The organism is [Zimmermannella] bifida NBRC 103089 (assembly GCF_001570925.1).
Lineage (GTDB): Bacteria > Actinomycetota > Actinomycetes > Actinomycetales > Microbacteriaceae > Gulosibacter > Gulosibacter bifidus.
The window spans coordinates 51,754-66,237 of record NZ_BCSP01000008.1 but is presented as its reverse complement, the minus strand read 5'-3'; the positions used below and the strand labels follow the sequence as shown (position 1 = coordinate 66,237).

The 14,484-nt window shown below is 62.9% G+C and carries 14 protein-coding genes; 8 read left to right on the top strand and 6 right to left on the bottom strand.

The annotated features are described in order from the left end of the window. Window positions 1-87: 87 nt before the first annotated feature. The gene (gene eccCa / locus ZBI01S_RS07270; RefSeq protein WP_066058505.1) at window positions 88-4,089 is read left to right on the top strand and encodes a type VII secretion protein EccCa; all 4,002 of its coding nucleotides are present in this window, start codon (window positions 88-90) and stop codon (window positions 4,087-4,089) included. A gap of 180 nt (window positions 4,090-4,269) precedes the next feature. Here eccCa and upp read toward each other — a convergent pair whose 3' ends face one another. Then, window positions 4,270-4,905 carry a uracil phosphoribosyltransferase gene (gene upp / locus ZBI01S_RS07265; protein WP_066058501.1) on the bottom strand — a complete coding sequence of 212 codons (636 nt, stop codon included), beginning with the start codon at window positions 4,903-4,905 and terminating at the stop codon, window positions 4,270-4,272. Window positions 4,906-4,991: 86 nt separating this feature from the next. On the opposite strand from upp, the gene ZBI01S_RS07260 reads away from it, so the two are divergent. Continuing rightward, on the top strand, window positions 4,992-5,462 hold the full coding sequence (locus tag ZBI01S_RS07260; protein WP_066058498.1) for a nucleoside deaminase: 471 nt from the start codon (window positions 4,992-4,994) through the stop codon (window positions 5,460-5,462). 83 nt (window positions 5,463-5,545) lie between these two features. Here the strand turns inward: ZBI01S_RS07260 and ZBI01S_RS07255 are convergent, their stop codons facing one another. Beyond that, a complete protein-coding gene (locus tag ZBI01S_RS07255) occupies window positions 5,546-5,836 on the bottom strand; it encodes a hypothetical protein (RefSeq protein ID WP_159421447.1) in 291 nt (96 codons plus the stop codon). Between the two features lie 147 nt (window positions 5,837-5,983). Between ZBI01S_RS07255 and proC the strand changes: the two genes are divergently transcribed. Together proC and ZBI01S_RS07245 are read left to right on the top strand one after the other, a co-directional pair. Beyond that, complete coding sequence (proC, locus tag ZBI01S_RS07250) at window positions 5,984-6,820, top strand: pyrroline-5-carboxylate reductase (protein WP_066058493.1); 837 nt, start codon at window positions 5,984-5,986, stop codon at window positions 6,818-6,820. Between the two features lie 65 nt (window positions 6,821-6,885). Beyond that, window positions 6,886-8,346: a J domain-containing protein gene (locus ZBI01S_RS07245; protein ID WP_066058490.1), complete on the top strand. Its 1,461-nt coding sequence runs from the start codon at window positions 6,886-6,888 to the stop codon at window positions 8,344-8,346. Between the two features lie 31 nt (window positions 8,347-8,377). Here the strand turns inward: ZBI01S_RS07245 and ZBI01S_RS07240 are convergent, their stop codons facing one another. From ZBI01S_RS07240 to ZBI01S_RS07225, 4 genes are all read right to left on the bottom strand, one after another. Next, complete coding sequence (locus tag ZBI01S_RS07240) at window positions 8,378-9,076, bottom strand: 5'-methylthioadenosine/adenosylhomocysteine nucleosidase (RefSeq protein ID WP_083524607.1); 699 nt, start codon at window positions 9,074-9,076, stop codon at window positions 8,378-8,380. A gap of 9 nt (window positions 9,077-9,085) precedes the next feature. Then, window positions 9,086-9,553, bottom strand: coding sequence for an S-ribosylhomocysteine lyase (locus ZBI01S_RS07235; RefSeq protein WP_066058484.1), 468 nt, complete (start codon window positions 9,551-9,553; stop codon window positions 9,086-9,088). Window positions 9,554-9,746: 193 nt separating this feature from the next. Further along, entirely contained in the window at window positions 9,747-10,415 is a 669-nt protein-coding gene (locus ZBI01S_RS07230; protein WP_066058481.1) for a potassium channel family protein, read from the bottom strand. Then, on the bottom strand, window positions 10,408-11,850 hold the full coding sequence (locus ZBI01S_RS07225) for a TrkH family potassium uptake protein (protein ID WP_245610575.1): 1,443 nt from the start codon (window positions 11,848-11,850) through the stop codon (window positions 10,408-10,410). Before ZBI01S_RS07225 ends, ZBI01S_RS07230 begins: the two co-directional genes overlap by 8 nt. A 193-nt stretch (window positions 11,851-12,043) precedes the next feature. Here ZBI01S_RS07225 and ZBI01S_RS07220 point away from each other — a divergent pair, with 193 nt between their 5' ends. From ZBI01S_RS07220 to ZBI01S_RS07210, 4 genes are all read left to right on the top strand, one after another. Then, the gene (locus ZBI01S_RS07220; protein WP_066058475.1) at window positions 12,044-12,247 is read left to right on the top strand and encodes a helix-turn-helix domain-containing protein; all 204 of its coding nucleotides are present in this window, start codon (window positions 12,044-12,046) and stop codon (window positions 12,245-12,247) included. Window positions 12,248-12,335: 88 nt separating this feature from the next. Next, entirely contained in the window at window positions 12,336-12,434 is a 99-nt protein-coding gene (locus ZBI01S_RS09585) for a 30S ribosomal protein bS22 (protein WP_005504750.1), read from the top strand. Between the two features lie 472 nt (window positions 12,435-12,906). Continuing rightward, on the top strand, window positions 12,907-14,148 hold the full coding sequence (nhaA, locus tag ZBI01S_RS07215) for a Na+/H+ antiporter NhaA (protein ID WP_066058472.1): 1,242 nt from the start codon (window positions 12,907-12,909) through the stop codon (window positions 14,146-14,148). Then, window positions 14,148-14,387, top strand: coding sequence for a glutaredoxin family protein (locus ZBI01S_RS07210; RefSeq protein WP_066058469.1), 240 nt, complete (start codon window positions 14,148-14,150; stop codon window positions 14,385-14,387). The genes nhaA and ZBI01S_RS07210 overlap by 1 nt, the downstream gene beginning before the upstream one ends. The last annotated feature ends 97 nt before the right edge of the window (window positions 14,388-14,484 follow it).

The following is a 14,484-nucleotide window of genomic DNA, read 5'->3' as shown; positions in this document are numbered from 1 at the left end:
TTGAACGGGCTATAGTCTAGGCCAGCAAATCGGCGCAAAAGTGCCGATCTCTGATAAGAAATCACTCGTTCGACGGATTGGAATTTCGTGCCTACTCCGCGCTCTGGATATGTGGAAGCACCGAAGCTGCCACGCGGAACGATCAGCGTTCAGCCGCCACCAGATGTTGTCGAGGCACAAGGGCCCGGAAACGTGATTGCGATGGCCGTGCCGATGCTCGGTTCCATGGGAATCATGGTGTTCATGGCCATGTCGAACACCTCCAACCCGAGAATGATCTTGATGGCCGGCGTCATGGTCGTGGCGATGGTTTCGATGGTGGCATTCACCACCTGGCGACAGATCTCGCAACACCGAAACAAGGTCACCACGCAGCGACGCGAGTACCTTGCCTACTTGAGCGAACTGCGCGATGACGTTCGCCGCGGTGCCGCCGACCAGCGCGCCTTTGCCATGTGGAACCTGCCCGAACCATCCGCGCTGCCGATGATCGTGCAGCAGCGTGAGCGGCTTTGGGAACGTACCGACCGAGATCCGGTCACCTTTACTGCCCGCATCGGCACGACGCAGCAGCCGCTGGTGCTCGACCTGCAAGAGCCGGAGCTCTCGCCGCTGTCGAACGCCGACCCGGTCTGCCTTTCGGCGGTGAGTCGCTTCGTCAAGACCTTCGACACGGTTGACGGTCTGCCCGCAGGCATTGCGGTTTCGGACTACTCACTCATCGAGATCACCGGTTTCCGCGAATACGGCCGGAGCCTTGCCCGTGCCATGACGTCGTCGCTGACCACACTGGTCGGGCCAGAACTGCTGATGATCGCGGTCATCGCCGACGAAGACGCACTGCTCGAATGGGACTGGGCCAAGTGGCTGCCGCACGTTCGTTCGTACGAAACGGATGCGGTGGGTCAGATGCGCATGATTGGTAGCTCGGTAGTCGAGGTGCTCGACCTCGTGCCTGAAGAAATCATGCAACGCCCGGCATTCCGGCCCCGCAGTGCGGCGAGCCCACTGCCGCAGCTCATGGTGATCGTTGACGGCGTGGAACTCGGTCAGGAAGACCGCGAACGCCTGGACCGCGAGGGCATTTGCATTATTGAGCTGCTCGAAGAGTGGGACAAGATCACCGACTACTCGACGCTGCGCCTGCAGCTTAAGCCTCGCAGTGACGGCACGAACGAGCTCTCGCTGGTCACGCTTGCCGACGGTACCGCAACCATGACCTCGGACACGATGTCGGTCGCCCTCAGCCTGGCCGCCGCTCGTAAGATGTCGCGCTATGCCGAAAAGCCGAAGGAAGAAGGCACGGAGCGCTCGCGAGCGGTTGCATCCGACCCAACTCGACAGTCGGATCTGCTCGACCTGCTCGGGCTTCCCGATATTCGTGACTTCGAACCGAGCCGCGATATTGTGCGCCGCGAAGGCCGCGATCGCCTCAACGTGCCCTTTGGTGTTACGCCGGAAGGCATCCCGGTGCGCCTGGACATTAAGGAAAACGCACAGCAGGGTATGGGCCCCCACGGTCTGCTCATTGGTGCGACCGGTTCGGGTAAGTCCGAGGTATTGCGCACGATCGTGCTCTCACTCGTGCTCACGCACTCGCCCGAACAGCTCAACCTCGTGCTGGTTGACTTTAAGGGTGGTGCGACCTTCGCCGGTATGGCTGAGCTGCCGCACGTATCGGCAACGATTACGAACCTCGAAAGCGAACTTTCGCTCGTTGACCGTATGGAAGAAGCCCTGCACGGTGAAATGGTGCGCCGTCAGGAACTGCTTCGCGCGGCCGGTAACTACGCCAACGTGCGCGACTACGAAAAGGCGCGTCTCGCCGGGCAACACAATCACCCGCCGCTGCCAGCCCTGTTCATCATCCTTGACGAGTTCTCCGAGCTGCTTTCGGCCAAGCCCGGCTTCATCGACACCTTCGTGGCAATCGGTCGACTCGGTCGCTCGCTCGAAATCCACCTCTTGCTGTCGACCCAGCGACTCGAAGAGTCGAAGCTGCGCGGTCTCGAATCGCACCTGTCGTACCGAGTCGGTCTGCGCACCTTCTCGGCGCAAGACTCGCGTGCGGTTATCGGTACCCCGGATGCATTCAACCTGCCGGCCGTGCCCGGTGTCGGCTTCCTGAAGACCGCGGGTGAGGGCATGACCCAGTTCCGCGCGTCCTATGTGGCAGCGCCACCAAAGCCGCGCAAGAGCAAGCCAAAGAACGCACCGAAGAAGCGGGAAACTGCCGCGCGCATCCTGCCGTTTACTGCTGCCCCGGTGCTGAGCCTCGATCCCACGCCCCAGGAACCGGAGATCGAAGAAGAAGTAACCGTCGAGCTGGCAGGCGACGCTCAGTGGGCTGATATGTCGCTGCTCGATATCGCGATCAAGAAGATCGAACCGATGATGCCGCGCGCGCACCAGGTCTGGCTGCCGCCGCTGGACGCATCCGACACCCTTGACCAGCTCTTTGGCGACCTCACCATTTCGCGTGAGTTCGGTCTGCACTCGCCATCGTGGCGAGCCAAGGGCGGGCTCGTGGTGCCGATCGGTACCAAGGACGTGCCACGTGAGCAGCGACGCGAAAAGCTCGTGCTCGACCTCAACGGTGGTGCCGGTCACGTCGGTATCTACGGCGGTACGCAGTCGGGTAAGTCGACGGCACTGCGCACGCTCATCATGGCGCTGTCGCTCGTGAACACGCCGCGCGAGGCGCAGTTCTACATCCTCGACTTCGGTGGCGGTACCTTCGCCGGTTTCCGTGGTGGCTCGCACATCGCCGGTGTCGGTACCCGTGACCGTCCGGATGTGGTGAACCGCATCCTCGCCGAAATCGCGGCGATCATGGCCGACCGTGAAATGTACTTTGCTGAGAACGGCATCGACTCGATGACGACGTATCGTCGCGGTCGCGCCGAAGGCAAATATGATGACGGTTACGGTGACGTCTACCTGGTGATTGACGGTTGGCACAACATGAAGGCCGACTTCCAGGACATGGACCGCACGATTCAGGACCTCTCGGGTCGTGCGCTCGCCCTCGGTGTGCACATTTTCGTGGCCACGCCGCGTCAGGCCGATGTGCGTCACGCCATGCAGAGCCTGTTCGGTACGATCGTGGAGCTGCGCCTGGGTGAACCGCGTGACTCGATTCACACCACAAAGATTGCGCAGGGCGTGCCCGAGGGTGTGCCGGGTCGAGGGCTGTCGGCATCGGAGCACCACATGCTCGTGGGTCTGCCGCGTATCGACAGCGATTCCGACCCCGAGTCGCTGGCTGAGGGTGTGTCGGATGCGTGGGGACGGATGGCTGCCGCGTGGCAGGGTGCGCCCGGTCCGAAACTGCGCATGCTGCCAACGATGCTCGAACTCGAACGCCTGCAACAGGCTCGCCCCGATTCGAAGGCCGTGCTGCTGGGTGTGGACGAAGCTCGACTCGAACCGGTCGAATTCGACCTGGCCGAGCACAATCACCTCTACGTCATCGGTGACACCGAGAAGGGTAAGTCGAACGTGCTGCGCACGATCGCGCGCGACGTCATGCGTGCCAAGCAGCCGCAGGAAGCGCAGTTCTTCGTCGTCGACTTCCGACGTTCGCTGTTGCAAGAGATCCCGGATGTGTACCTCGCGGGCTACTATGCGACGCACGATATCGCGACCGCCGCGATGAAGCAGATTGCAGGACTGCTGAAGCAGCGCATCCCGGGAACCGACATCACGCCGCAACAATTGCGTGAACGCTCGTGGTGGCAGGGACCGGAGTTCTACATCCTGGTCGATGACTACGACATGGTGAACAACTCGAACGGTAACCCGCTGTTCCCGATGATCGAGCTGATGCCGCAATCGCGCGACATCGGTATGCACATCATCGTGAGCCGCCGTACCGGTGGTGCCTCACGAGGCATGTTCGATCCGTTCATGCGTTCGATGACCGACAACAACGCGCCGGGTCTGCTGCTGCCGGGTAACCCCGAAGAGGGTGCGCTCATCGGTAAGGTCAAGCCGAAGCCGGGCCCTGCCGGTCGCGGTCAGCTGGTTACCCGCTCGAAGGGCCTGCAGCTCATTCAGGTGGCATACGCCAAGCCGTCGGTCGAGTAGCTGCCCCGCACCGCATCCCAACAAGTAGTGAACATGCGCCCTGATGTTTCGACATAGGGGCGCATGTTCACTCGGATTTGGATGCGTTTGGCCGGGTGCACCGGGTTGGGTTGGATGCGCGGGGCTGGGCCGGACGTGTGGGCCGGGCGCGTGGGTTTGAACCCGCTGGGCTCGGTGAAGCTACTCTGCGGCGCCGTAGAGGCGGTCGCCGGCGTCGCCGAGGCCCGGCACGATGAAGCCGTGCTCGTTCAGGCACTCGTCCTGTGCGGCCACGACCACCTGGACGTTGTCGCCGGGGAAGTGCTCCTCCATGAACTCGATGCCCTCTGGTGCGGCAACCAAACAGACTGCCGTGACCTCAGTAGCACCCGCATCCAGCAGGTACTGCACCGTTGCGGCGAGCGAACCACCGGTCGCGAGCATCGGGTCGAGCACGAAGCACTGACGGTTCGCGAGGTCGTCAGGCAGGCGCTTCGCGTACGTCTCGGGTTCGAGCGTGGTCTCGTTGCGACGCATGCCGATGAAGCCCACTTCGCTGTGCGGCATGAGCTTGAGGAAGCCGTCGAGCATGCCGAGGCCCGCGCGAATAATCGGCACAACCAGCGGCAGTGGCTGCGATACGTGCAGTCCGGTGGTCTGAGCAACCGGCGTCGTGACTGGTACTTCTTCTACTCGGAGCGTGCGGGTTGCTTCGTAGCTCAGCAGGTTGACGAGCTCAGCAACGAGCTCGCGGAACAGCGGCGACTGCGTGCGCTGGTCGCGCAGTAGCGTCATCTTGTGGCTAATGAGTGGATGATTGGCAATGTGCAGCTGCATACCATTAGCGTAGCCAGGCGCTGTGGGTGAAACCAACAAACCCCGTAACGAGCGGGACCGCAGCAGCACAAGCAGAAAGAGTACGGATGCGGGTACCAGCACGATACGAGGCATGGATGCGTCTCGCCCTCGATGAGGCGGCCGTCGCGCAACAAACCGGCGACCTGCCGATTGGCGCGATCGTGACCGACGCATCCGGAGCCGTCGTCGGCCGCGGCCGAAACCACCGCCAGGCTGATCACGACCCGACCGGACACGCCGAGATTGCGGCGCTGCGCGAAGCGGCCCGCACGCTCGGCACCTCGCGGCTCGACGATTGCACGCTGGTGACGACCCTCGAGCCCTGCGTCATGTGTGCCGGGGCGGCGCTGACGGCACGCGTTGCGCGCGTGGTGTTCGGGGCGTGGGATGCGAAAGCCGGGGCGGCAGGGTCGGTGTACGACCTGCTTCGCGACCGTCGGCTGCCGCTGCACTGCGAAGTCATCGGCGGCGTACTCGAAACGGAATGTGCGGCGCCGCTGCAGCAGTTTTTTACGCGCGGCACGCAGTCGCGCTAGTGCAAGCTGACTAGCCGGCAAGTTGACCGCAAGCGCGGGCCAAACGGCACTGCGGTTGCCCGAGGAGCGGGGAAGACCGGGGATTAGTCCCAGCCGCGAATCACGATGGCTTCGGTCGACAGTGGCTCGGCGCGACGCTCCGTGAAGTCAGGCTCGAGGAAGATCTGCTTGGCCGTTGGGTGCGCGCGGCGGATGCTCGAACGCAGCTCAGCCATGAGCGGCGGCATCGCAAACACTTCGCGCACATTGCACACCGAAAAACGAACAGCGACCGTGGCCTCGGTCTCGTCAACCGCAATCGTTGCCACCTCGCCCACATATGGGCTTGCGAGCATCGCCGCGCGAATCGCTTCGCTAATTCCGGTGGTGGTCATCGTGTCTCCCATCGTGGAAACCTGTGCAGGTATGCAACAACTTAGCCGTGTTGTGTACGAAAAACGAGCGAATACGCCGCTTTTTCGCAAGCAATAATTTCGACCACCATAGACTCGTTAACTGTGACTTCCTCAACGAATTCGACCATGCCACTTCCCACCGTCGCGATTCTCGGCAGCGGCAATATGGCCGGGGCAATCCTTGAAGGGATGCTCGCCAAGGGCCTCGTTGACACGCAACCGGTGCGCGTCACCACGCGTTCGCAGGCGAGCGCCGCGCAATACGACAACGAGCCGCGCGTTGACGCCATCTCACTCGAACAGCATCCGGAAGCGAACCTCGACGCAGTTCGCGGCGCGCAGGTTGTTGTGCTCGGCGTCAAGCCGCAGATGCTCGGTGACCTGCTGCGCGAAATCGCCGACGCGCTCCAACCTGGCACTGTGCTGATCTCGTTGGCCGCCGGCACGACGATTGCGACGATCGAAGCCGCCGTACCGGCCGGCATCCGCGTCGTACGCGCCATGCCAAACACCCCGGCGGCCATCGGCCTCGGCGCCACCGGTATCGCGGCCGGCACCGCCGCCGATGCCGAAGCCCTGCAGATTGCCGAAACGATCTTCGCGGCAGTGGGCTCGGTCGTCACCGTCGACGAAGCGAAGATCCCCGCCGTGGGCGCGATCTCGGGTTCAGGCCCCGCCTATGTCTACTACTTCATCGAATCGCTCATCGATGCCGGTATTGAAGTCGGCCTCAGCGAGCAGGATGCGGCAGACCTCGCGCACCAGACGTTCCTCGGGGCAAGCGAACTCGCATCCCGCCAGCGCGAACTCGGTGCCGCTGAGCTGCGCCGTCGCGTCACCAGCCCCAAGGGAACGACCGAACAGTCGATCCGAGTCTTTGACGAGTCGGAGGTGCGTGACATCATCAGCCGAGCGATCCACGCGAACATCCGACGCAGCGAAGAACTCGCCGCCGAAGCCTAAGCGCCCGCTCCCACCCAACCTACCCGCCCGCATCCGCCCGCACCGCAACACCGAAGGCTCAGACATTGCGCGACTTCCCCGAGAACCTCTACGACGTCCTCGGCATCAGCCCCGATGCTGCTGCCGACGAGATTCGTCAGGCCGGGCGCCGGCGTCAGCGCCAGACTCACCCCGACCTCGGTGGTGATGCGAGCGAGTTTACGCGCGTACGTCTCGCCGTTGAGGTGCTGGGGAACCCGCAGCACCGAGCCGAACACGATGCCTGGCTCGCCGCCCGGCACGGCATCATCACGCAGCAGCGTGACCGCGGCGCGCGACTGCGCCAACAGCAGCGCGTGCCGCGCTCGCGGCCGCAACCGCCGTCACCACACGCGCACAGTACCGCCGCCGGTAGCAGCGATATTCCCGAATTTGACCGCATCCCGAAACCGCAGGTCACCGCCTGGCGCATGGGCTGGTACCGCAAGAACTGGCACGAAGTTCCGGATGTCTGGCCACCGGCTCGGCCGCTGCGCCGTGCTGCCAGCCCGCGAGCGATCATCGGTTTCGTGCTGCTGTTCATTGCGCTCGTTGCATCCAATGCTTGGCAACTGGTCGAAGACTCGGCCATTGCCGCACCGTGGCTGCCGATCTTGTGGGCCACAACGGCGCTTTCGCTGCTATGGATGACCGTGCGCTGGCAAGGCATTCGAAGCCAATGGGTGCGAATGGTCTTTTACGCCGCCATTGCGCTCGCGGCGGTGGATGCGGGGATTTCGTTCGTGGTCGCCATGACCGGATTATTCAACGGCGACGTCACGCAGGTGCCCGGAATGTCGATGCGTGGTGCCGCGATGCTCGTTATTGCGGGGCTGATTCCTGCCGCGTGGTGGGCGATGGCGCGACACTCGCAGCGCAACGAGATGGAACGCATCCTCTGCCAGATCGCGAACGAGAGCGCGCCGCCTGCAGATAGCGAGCAACAGACTTGGGGCGCTGCCGGCGCGACAGCCATGCGAAACTCGGCCCCCGGCGTGCATCCAGTGAGGCGCCGCTTTGCCGAGCAGATTATTGGCGAGCAGCTCGATGCGCTCACGCGGATTCCCGGCGTGCGCATTGTGCACGGCATCCGCCTACCCGGTTCCGATGAGCAGGTGGCGACGATTTCGCACGCGGTGCTCGCCGGGCACCGACTCGCCCTCATCGACGACCAGCTTTGGCGCCCCGGCGAATACCGATTGGATGCGCGCGGGCAGTTGCTGCGCAATGACTTCGGTTACGCCAACTCAGCCCAGGAGTTCCCGCACCGGGTCGCGCAGCTGCGCGAGTTCTTTGCCGATGCGGCGCAGGTGCGTGGCTGGATTGCGGTGGCACCGGATGCGCTCGGCAAGCTCGAACTCGACAACTCGCGCACCTGGCCGAACGTGCGCCTGGTTGATGTCGAGAGGCTGCTGCTCGAAGTGGGCGAATGGCTCGCCGGCGATGGTGAGCGGGTCGACCGACTCCTGCTGCGTGACCTGCTCGAACTGCAGGTCGAACCGCGCTAGGGCACTCCGAATGGATGCGCGCTGCCGGTAGCTAAGGCAGTAGCGCCAGTACCGCATCGCGGCTACGTGCGGCAGCGACGTCGACGCCAACGTGGAAGTCCTGCCCGGCAGCGGGGCCACAGAGGTCGGAGATACCGCGCACCGAGACGAACGGCACCGACATTGCGGCGCAGACCTGTCCGATAGCACAGCTTTCCATATCGGCGGCAACGGCGTCGGGGAACGTCTCGCGCATATCGGCAACGTTGCGTGCGGTCACGAAGGTGTCGCCCGAGAGGATGCGACCAACGTGCCAAGTGGCGTCGGTGGCAGCGATTTCCCGGGCACGAGCGACGACCGATTCGGCGGCAGCGAAGCGCACCGGCTGCCCGGGTACCTGACCGCGCTCGTAGCCGAACTCGGTGGCGTCGGCGGTACCGTAGGTGACCGCATCCGACACGGCAATATCGGCGACATTGGTGGCGGCAGCCAACCCGCCACAGCTACCGGATGAGAAGACTGCAGACGGCCGCAGCGTGTGGATCGCCCAAGTTGCCGCGGATGCTGCAGCGACCAGGCCGATGCCGGTCGTCACGAGCACGACCTCGTGGCTCGCCAGCGTGCCGCGAGTGGCACGGACATTCGCAAGGGGAGCGGCGAGTGCTTCGGGCTGCTCCAAGAGCTCAAGAAAGGGTGCCGCCTCGTCGGGCATGGCGGTAAGGATGCATACGGGTGCGGATTGCGTCGACACGGCAGCTCCCTAGGCGGTTGCGTCTGCGAACACCTGCTGCCAGGCGTCCCGCGCGTCCAAGAACGCCTGCACTTCGCGCTTCGCGGCAGCGAGCGAGTGGTTCTCGCCCCAGCCGCACTGCTCTTCGTTGGCTGCAGGAACGGCCTCGGCCGCAAGGAGATCGCGGAATGAAGTCTCTAGCAGGGCGAGGAACTCGTCGAGTTCGACACCGAGCATGATCGCATAGAAGCCGGTCTGGCAGCCCATGGGTGAGAAATCGACGAGCAGCTCGGTGTGGTTTCGCATGAGCTCGGCGGTGAGGTGCTCGATCGAGTGAATCGCGGGCATCTCAAGGTGCTCGCGGTTGGGCTGCTTGAACCGAACGTCGTACTTGATGAGGGTGTCGCCACCCGGCAGTTGCTTGCGGTCGGCGACTCGCACATACGGGGCCACGACAGCACGGTGATCAAGATTGAACGATTCGACATTCATGCGCATACCCACGAGCTTACGGGGTTCCTCGCGCGTTGACCGGGATGGGGGTCTCCAGAGTGGTGCACGTATCGAGGGTTGGAGGGGGAGCGCACCTGCGATGTTGGAATACCGCACCACTTTGCAGATTCTGAGCCGTGGTACCTGCTGCCGCAGCTAGCGCTGGGCCGCACTGTGTTTGTCTTGTTCGCGGCCGCAGCTACCGCTGGGCCGCGAACCTCTCCACATCCTCGGGGATGCCGGCGACGATGATGATGTCGTGGTCTGAGATGACGGTATCGGCCTCGGCATAGGTGAATTCGTGACCCGGCGACTTCACACCCACGATCGTCACCTGGTAGCGGCTGCGAATCTGCGATTGTCGCAGCGACTGGCCGCGAATCTGCTTTGGTGGGTACAGCTTCGCCAACACGAAGTCGTCATCGAACTCGATGAAGTCGAGCATGCGACCGTTGACCAAGTGCGCGGCACGGTGGCCAGCTTCGGCCTCGGGGAAAATCACGTGGTGCGCACCAATACGGCGCAGGATGCGGCCATGCGTCGCCGACATGGCCTTCGCCCAAATCTGCGGGATCTTGAGGTCTACCAAGTTTGCCGTCACGAGCACACTCGCTTCGATGGATGTACCCACCGCAACAACCGCAATCGAAAATTCCTGCGCACCGATCTGACGCAGCGCCTCGATATTGCGCGCATCCACCTGCACGGCGTGCGTCACGCGCTCCGCCCACTTCTGTACGAGATCGGGGTCGGTGTCGATCGCGAGCACATCGCGACCCAGGCGATCGAGTTCGCCGGCCGTGGCCGCACCGAAGCGTCCGAGGCCGATGACGAGAACGGGCGAGCTCGCCGAAACTGGTTCAGCCAACGATGATCCTTTCTTCGGGCAGCGTGTAAAGCTGCTTCTTCTGGCGGGATGCGAGCGCAGCGGCGAACGTTACCGTTCCCACTCTGCCGAGCCACATCGTTGCCGAGAGTATGTAAACACCTTCATCCGGGAGGCGCTCGGTGAGGCCGGTACTCAACCCCACCGTGGCGAAGGCCGAAATCGTGTCGAACACCGCCTCTTTCATGCTTGCCTGGCTGACCTGCATGATCGCGATCGACGCGAACGCCACGATCGTGGCACCCCACAGGGCGACCGAAATCGCCAGGCGGAGCACATCGACCGGGATGCGACGGCGGAACGCCTGAATGTCCTTGACACCGCGAGCTTCGGCCACCGCGGCCAAGAACAGAATGGCAAAGGTCGTGACCTTAATACCGCCAGCGGTCGAAGCTGAGCCGCCACCAACGAACATCAACATGCTCATCACCGAGACGGTTGATTCGTTCATTTGACCGATATCGACGGTCGCGAACCCGCCCGAACGCGTCATGACCGACATGAATCCCGCCGTAAATGGCTGCATCCCGTCATTGAGGGTGCCGAAAGTTGCCTCGTTGTTCCCCTCGAGAAAGTAGATCGCGACCCAGCCAGCGAAGAACAGCGCCACGGTTGTTACCAGCGTCAGTTTGACGTGCAGACCCAGGCGCTGGCGGGTGCGCGCCCAGCGGACGAGCGAAAAAATGACCGGGAAACCGAGCGAGCCTGCGAACACGGCCGTGGCCAAGCATCCGAGTACCCAAGCGTCGTTTACGAACGGTTCGAGTCCGTGCGTTGTGGGCACGAACCCGGTGTTCGTGAACGCACTCGCCGCAAAGTAGTAAGAGTCGAAGAGTGCTTGCCACCAGGACTTGTAGTTCTCGTTTGAGACAAGTGCGGGGAAGATACCGGCTGCGACGATGCTCTCAATAATTGCCAGCGAACTGACGACAGTGACCAACACGCCGCCGATCTCGCCCAGACGCACCGCCTGCGATTCCGAGACGGCGCCGGCGTGCAAACGCAGCGAGTTACCGTCGGATGCGGCGACGAGTTTCTGGCGCAGGCCAAGTTTGCGGGTTACCACGGCACCGAGAATGGATGCGAGGGTCAAGACCCCCACGGCACCCACCTGGATGCCGGCGAACACCACTGCGTCGCCGAATGGCGACCAGTGTGACGACATGTCGACCACCGAAAGACCGGTGACGCAGATGGTCGAGACCGCGGTGAAGAGCGCATCAACGAACGGCGTGACTTCGCCGGAGGCGCTCGAGATCGGGAGCATCAGCAGCCCAGCCCAAATGAAAATGATGCCGGTGAAAATGAGTACGGCGAACCGGCTCGGCGACTTCGTTTTCATGCGCTGATATGCGCCGCGCACCTGCGTTATTGGTGTTTGGCGTTGAGCGTGCGGTCCGGTACCGGAGTTCGGCATGCGATCGATGCTACTCGGATGCGGGTGACGCGGCTATAGCTGCGTGCTTGCGAAGGTCAGACGTTGGTCGGAGAGTCCGAGAGAATAACGCCAGAATGTGGCAATTCCAGTAGCGACACCCTAGTCTTGTTTCAGCACTTGCGTTCACAATTGTCACACCAGTGACGAGCAGTAGAGAAGGAGCCGCGATCTAATGGCAGCTGAATTGTCCGACGTGCGCTTCCTCACCGTCGCCGAAGTCGCTGAACTCATGCGGGTTTCGAAGATGACCGTGTACCGCATGGTTCACGCCGGTGAACTGCCCGCAGTGAAGTTTGGCCGCTCGTACCGAGTTCCGGAGTCTGCCGTCAATGACGCGATCCGCGGTATTGCACACGGTGGACAACAAACTGCCTAAGTCGCTCGCAAGCATGTAAAATTATCGGATGTGCCTTCGCGAGGGCGAAGGATTCCGAGCGCAGCACGAACTAAACAGAGGAAACATCATGGGTTCTGTAATCAAGAAGCGCCGCAAGCGTATGTCGAAGAAGAAGCACCGCAAGCTGCTTCGTAAGACTCGCCACCAGCGTCGCAACAAGAAGTAATCTCGGGAATTTTTTCCGGGATGGGGCGCCGACCTTCGGGTTGGCGCCCTTCTTCGTTTCCGCCCGCATCCCGCCCGCATCCCGCCCGCATCCCGCCCGCATCCCGCCCGCATCCCGCCCGCATCCCGTCTACCGCGAAACTTGAGGCCGACTTTGCACACTGGGGAGGCCGAATACTGTGCAAAATCGGCCGCAACGTCAACGCCTGCGTGCTGTTGAGGCCGACTTTGCACGCCTTCCGCAGTGGTGGCGGCCGTGGCACGGCAAAACGAACATTGTCGAGGGCGGATGCGGGTCCAGCCGGGGAAACGGTGGGTGATGTCAACGCGCGAATTTTGCCAGCGACCCCGCTCGGCACCTAGACTTGCTCACCAGGTGTGCTGGGAAGTCTGGTCAGCGGTATTGCTTTCATGCCCGATGTTCTGGCCGGATCACGCATCCGGAGCAGATTGTTCAACGAGGAGCTTCGCTGTTGCCCGCACTCACTAACAAACCAGACGACACATTCTCACTCAAAGAGCGCCTGAACTCGCAGAAGTTTGGTGGCACGATGCTGCTGCTCGCAGCGCTGGTCGCGATGATCCTCGCGAACTCGCCGCTTTCGGGCTGGTACGAGGGGCTCAAGCAGATTGACCTGCCGATCCCGGCGATCGGTATCGAGCACATGTCGGTCGCGCACTGGGCGAGCGACGGCATCCTGGCCGTGTTCTTCTTTGTCGTCGGTCTCGAGCTCAAGCGTGAGTTCGTCACCGGCCAGCTCCGCGACCCGCGCAAGGCATCGTTGCCGATGGCAGCGGCGCTCGGCGGCATGATCGTGCCCGCGATCATTTTTGCGGTGACGATCGCGATCGGCGGCCAGGGCGGTAGCGAGGGATGGGCAATTCCGGTTGCGACCGACATCGCGTTCTGCGTCGGTCTGCTTGCAGTATTCGGTAAGGGGCTGCCCTCGCCGTTCCGCATCTTCTTGCTGACGCTCGCCGTTGTCGACGACCTGCTCGGCATCACCCTGATCGCCATTTTCTACACCGCCAACCTCAACCTCGTGTGGCTGCTCGTGTCGATCGCGACCATCGCGCTGTACGGTTTGCTCGTCAACAAGGGCGTCTACAAGTTCTGGCTACTCATTCCGCTCGGCATCCTCGCCTGGTACTTCATGCTGCTTTCGGGCGTGCACGCCACCATCGCCGGCGTGCTGCTCGGCCTGACGGTGCCGGCGATCGCACGCAAGGGCGAAGAAATCTCGTTTGCCGAAGACATGGAGCACGACTGGAACCCGCTCTCGCAGGCCATCGCGTTGCCAGTGTTCGCGTTCTTCGCCGCGGGTGTGCCGCTTGCCGCGGGTTCCGGTAGTTTCACGGATGCGCTGGCCAATCCGGTCTTCCTCGCTGCGTTCCTGGGCCTGCTCGTTGGTAAGCCGCTCGGTATCTTCACGACGGTCGCGCTGCTGCACAAGCTGCCGGCATTCCGTCTCGACGACAACCTCAACCTGCGCGATATCGCCGCGCTCGGTGGTCTGGCAGGTATCGGATTCACGGTGTCTCTGCTGATCGGTGAGCTCGCGTTCCGTGGCTCCGAGGGCTTCTTGGAGTTCGCGCACCTCGGTGTCATCCTCGGTTCGCTGACCGCCGCGGTGATTTCGATCTTCCTGCTGCGCTGGCGCGTCAAGTTCCACGTGGGCGAGAAGCTCGACCCAGACGAAGCGGTCATGCCGTAATGGTCGTCGACTTTTACGAGCGACCCGGCTGCCACCTTTGCGAGGACGCCCTCGCGATCGTGGCGGCCGAATGCGCTGCATCCGGGGCGACGCTGCAGCGACACGACATCGCGGCAGACCCGGTGCTGCAAGACCTCTACGGTGAGCTCATCCCGGTGGTCGTCATCAATGGTGTGCAACACGCGACCTGGTTTGTGGATGCGGCGCGGTTGCGTCAGGCGCTTACCGCGGGTCGCTGACGCAAACCGGCTCGCATCCAGTCGTCGGAACGATGTGACGCCGGGAAAACAGTAATGGTGCTGCGGGAGCCAGACAATTGCTGGCCACCACGCAGCA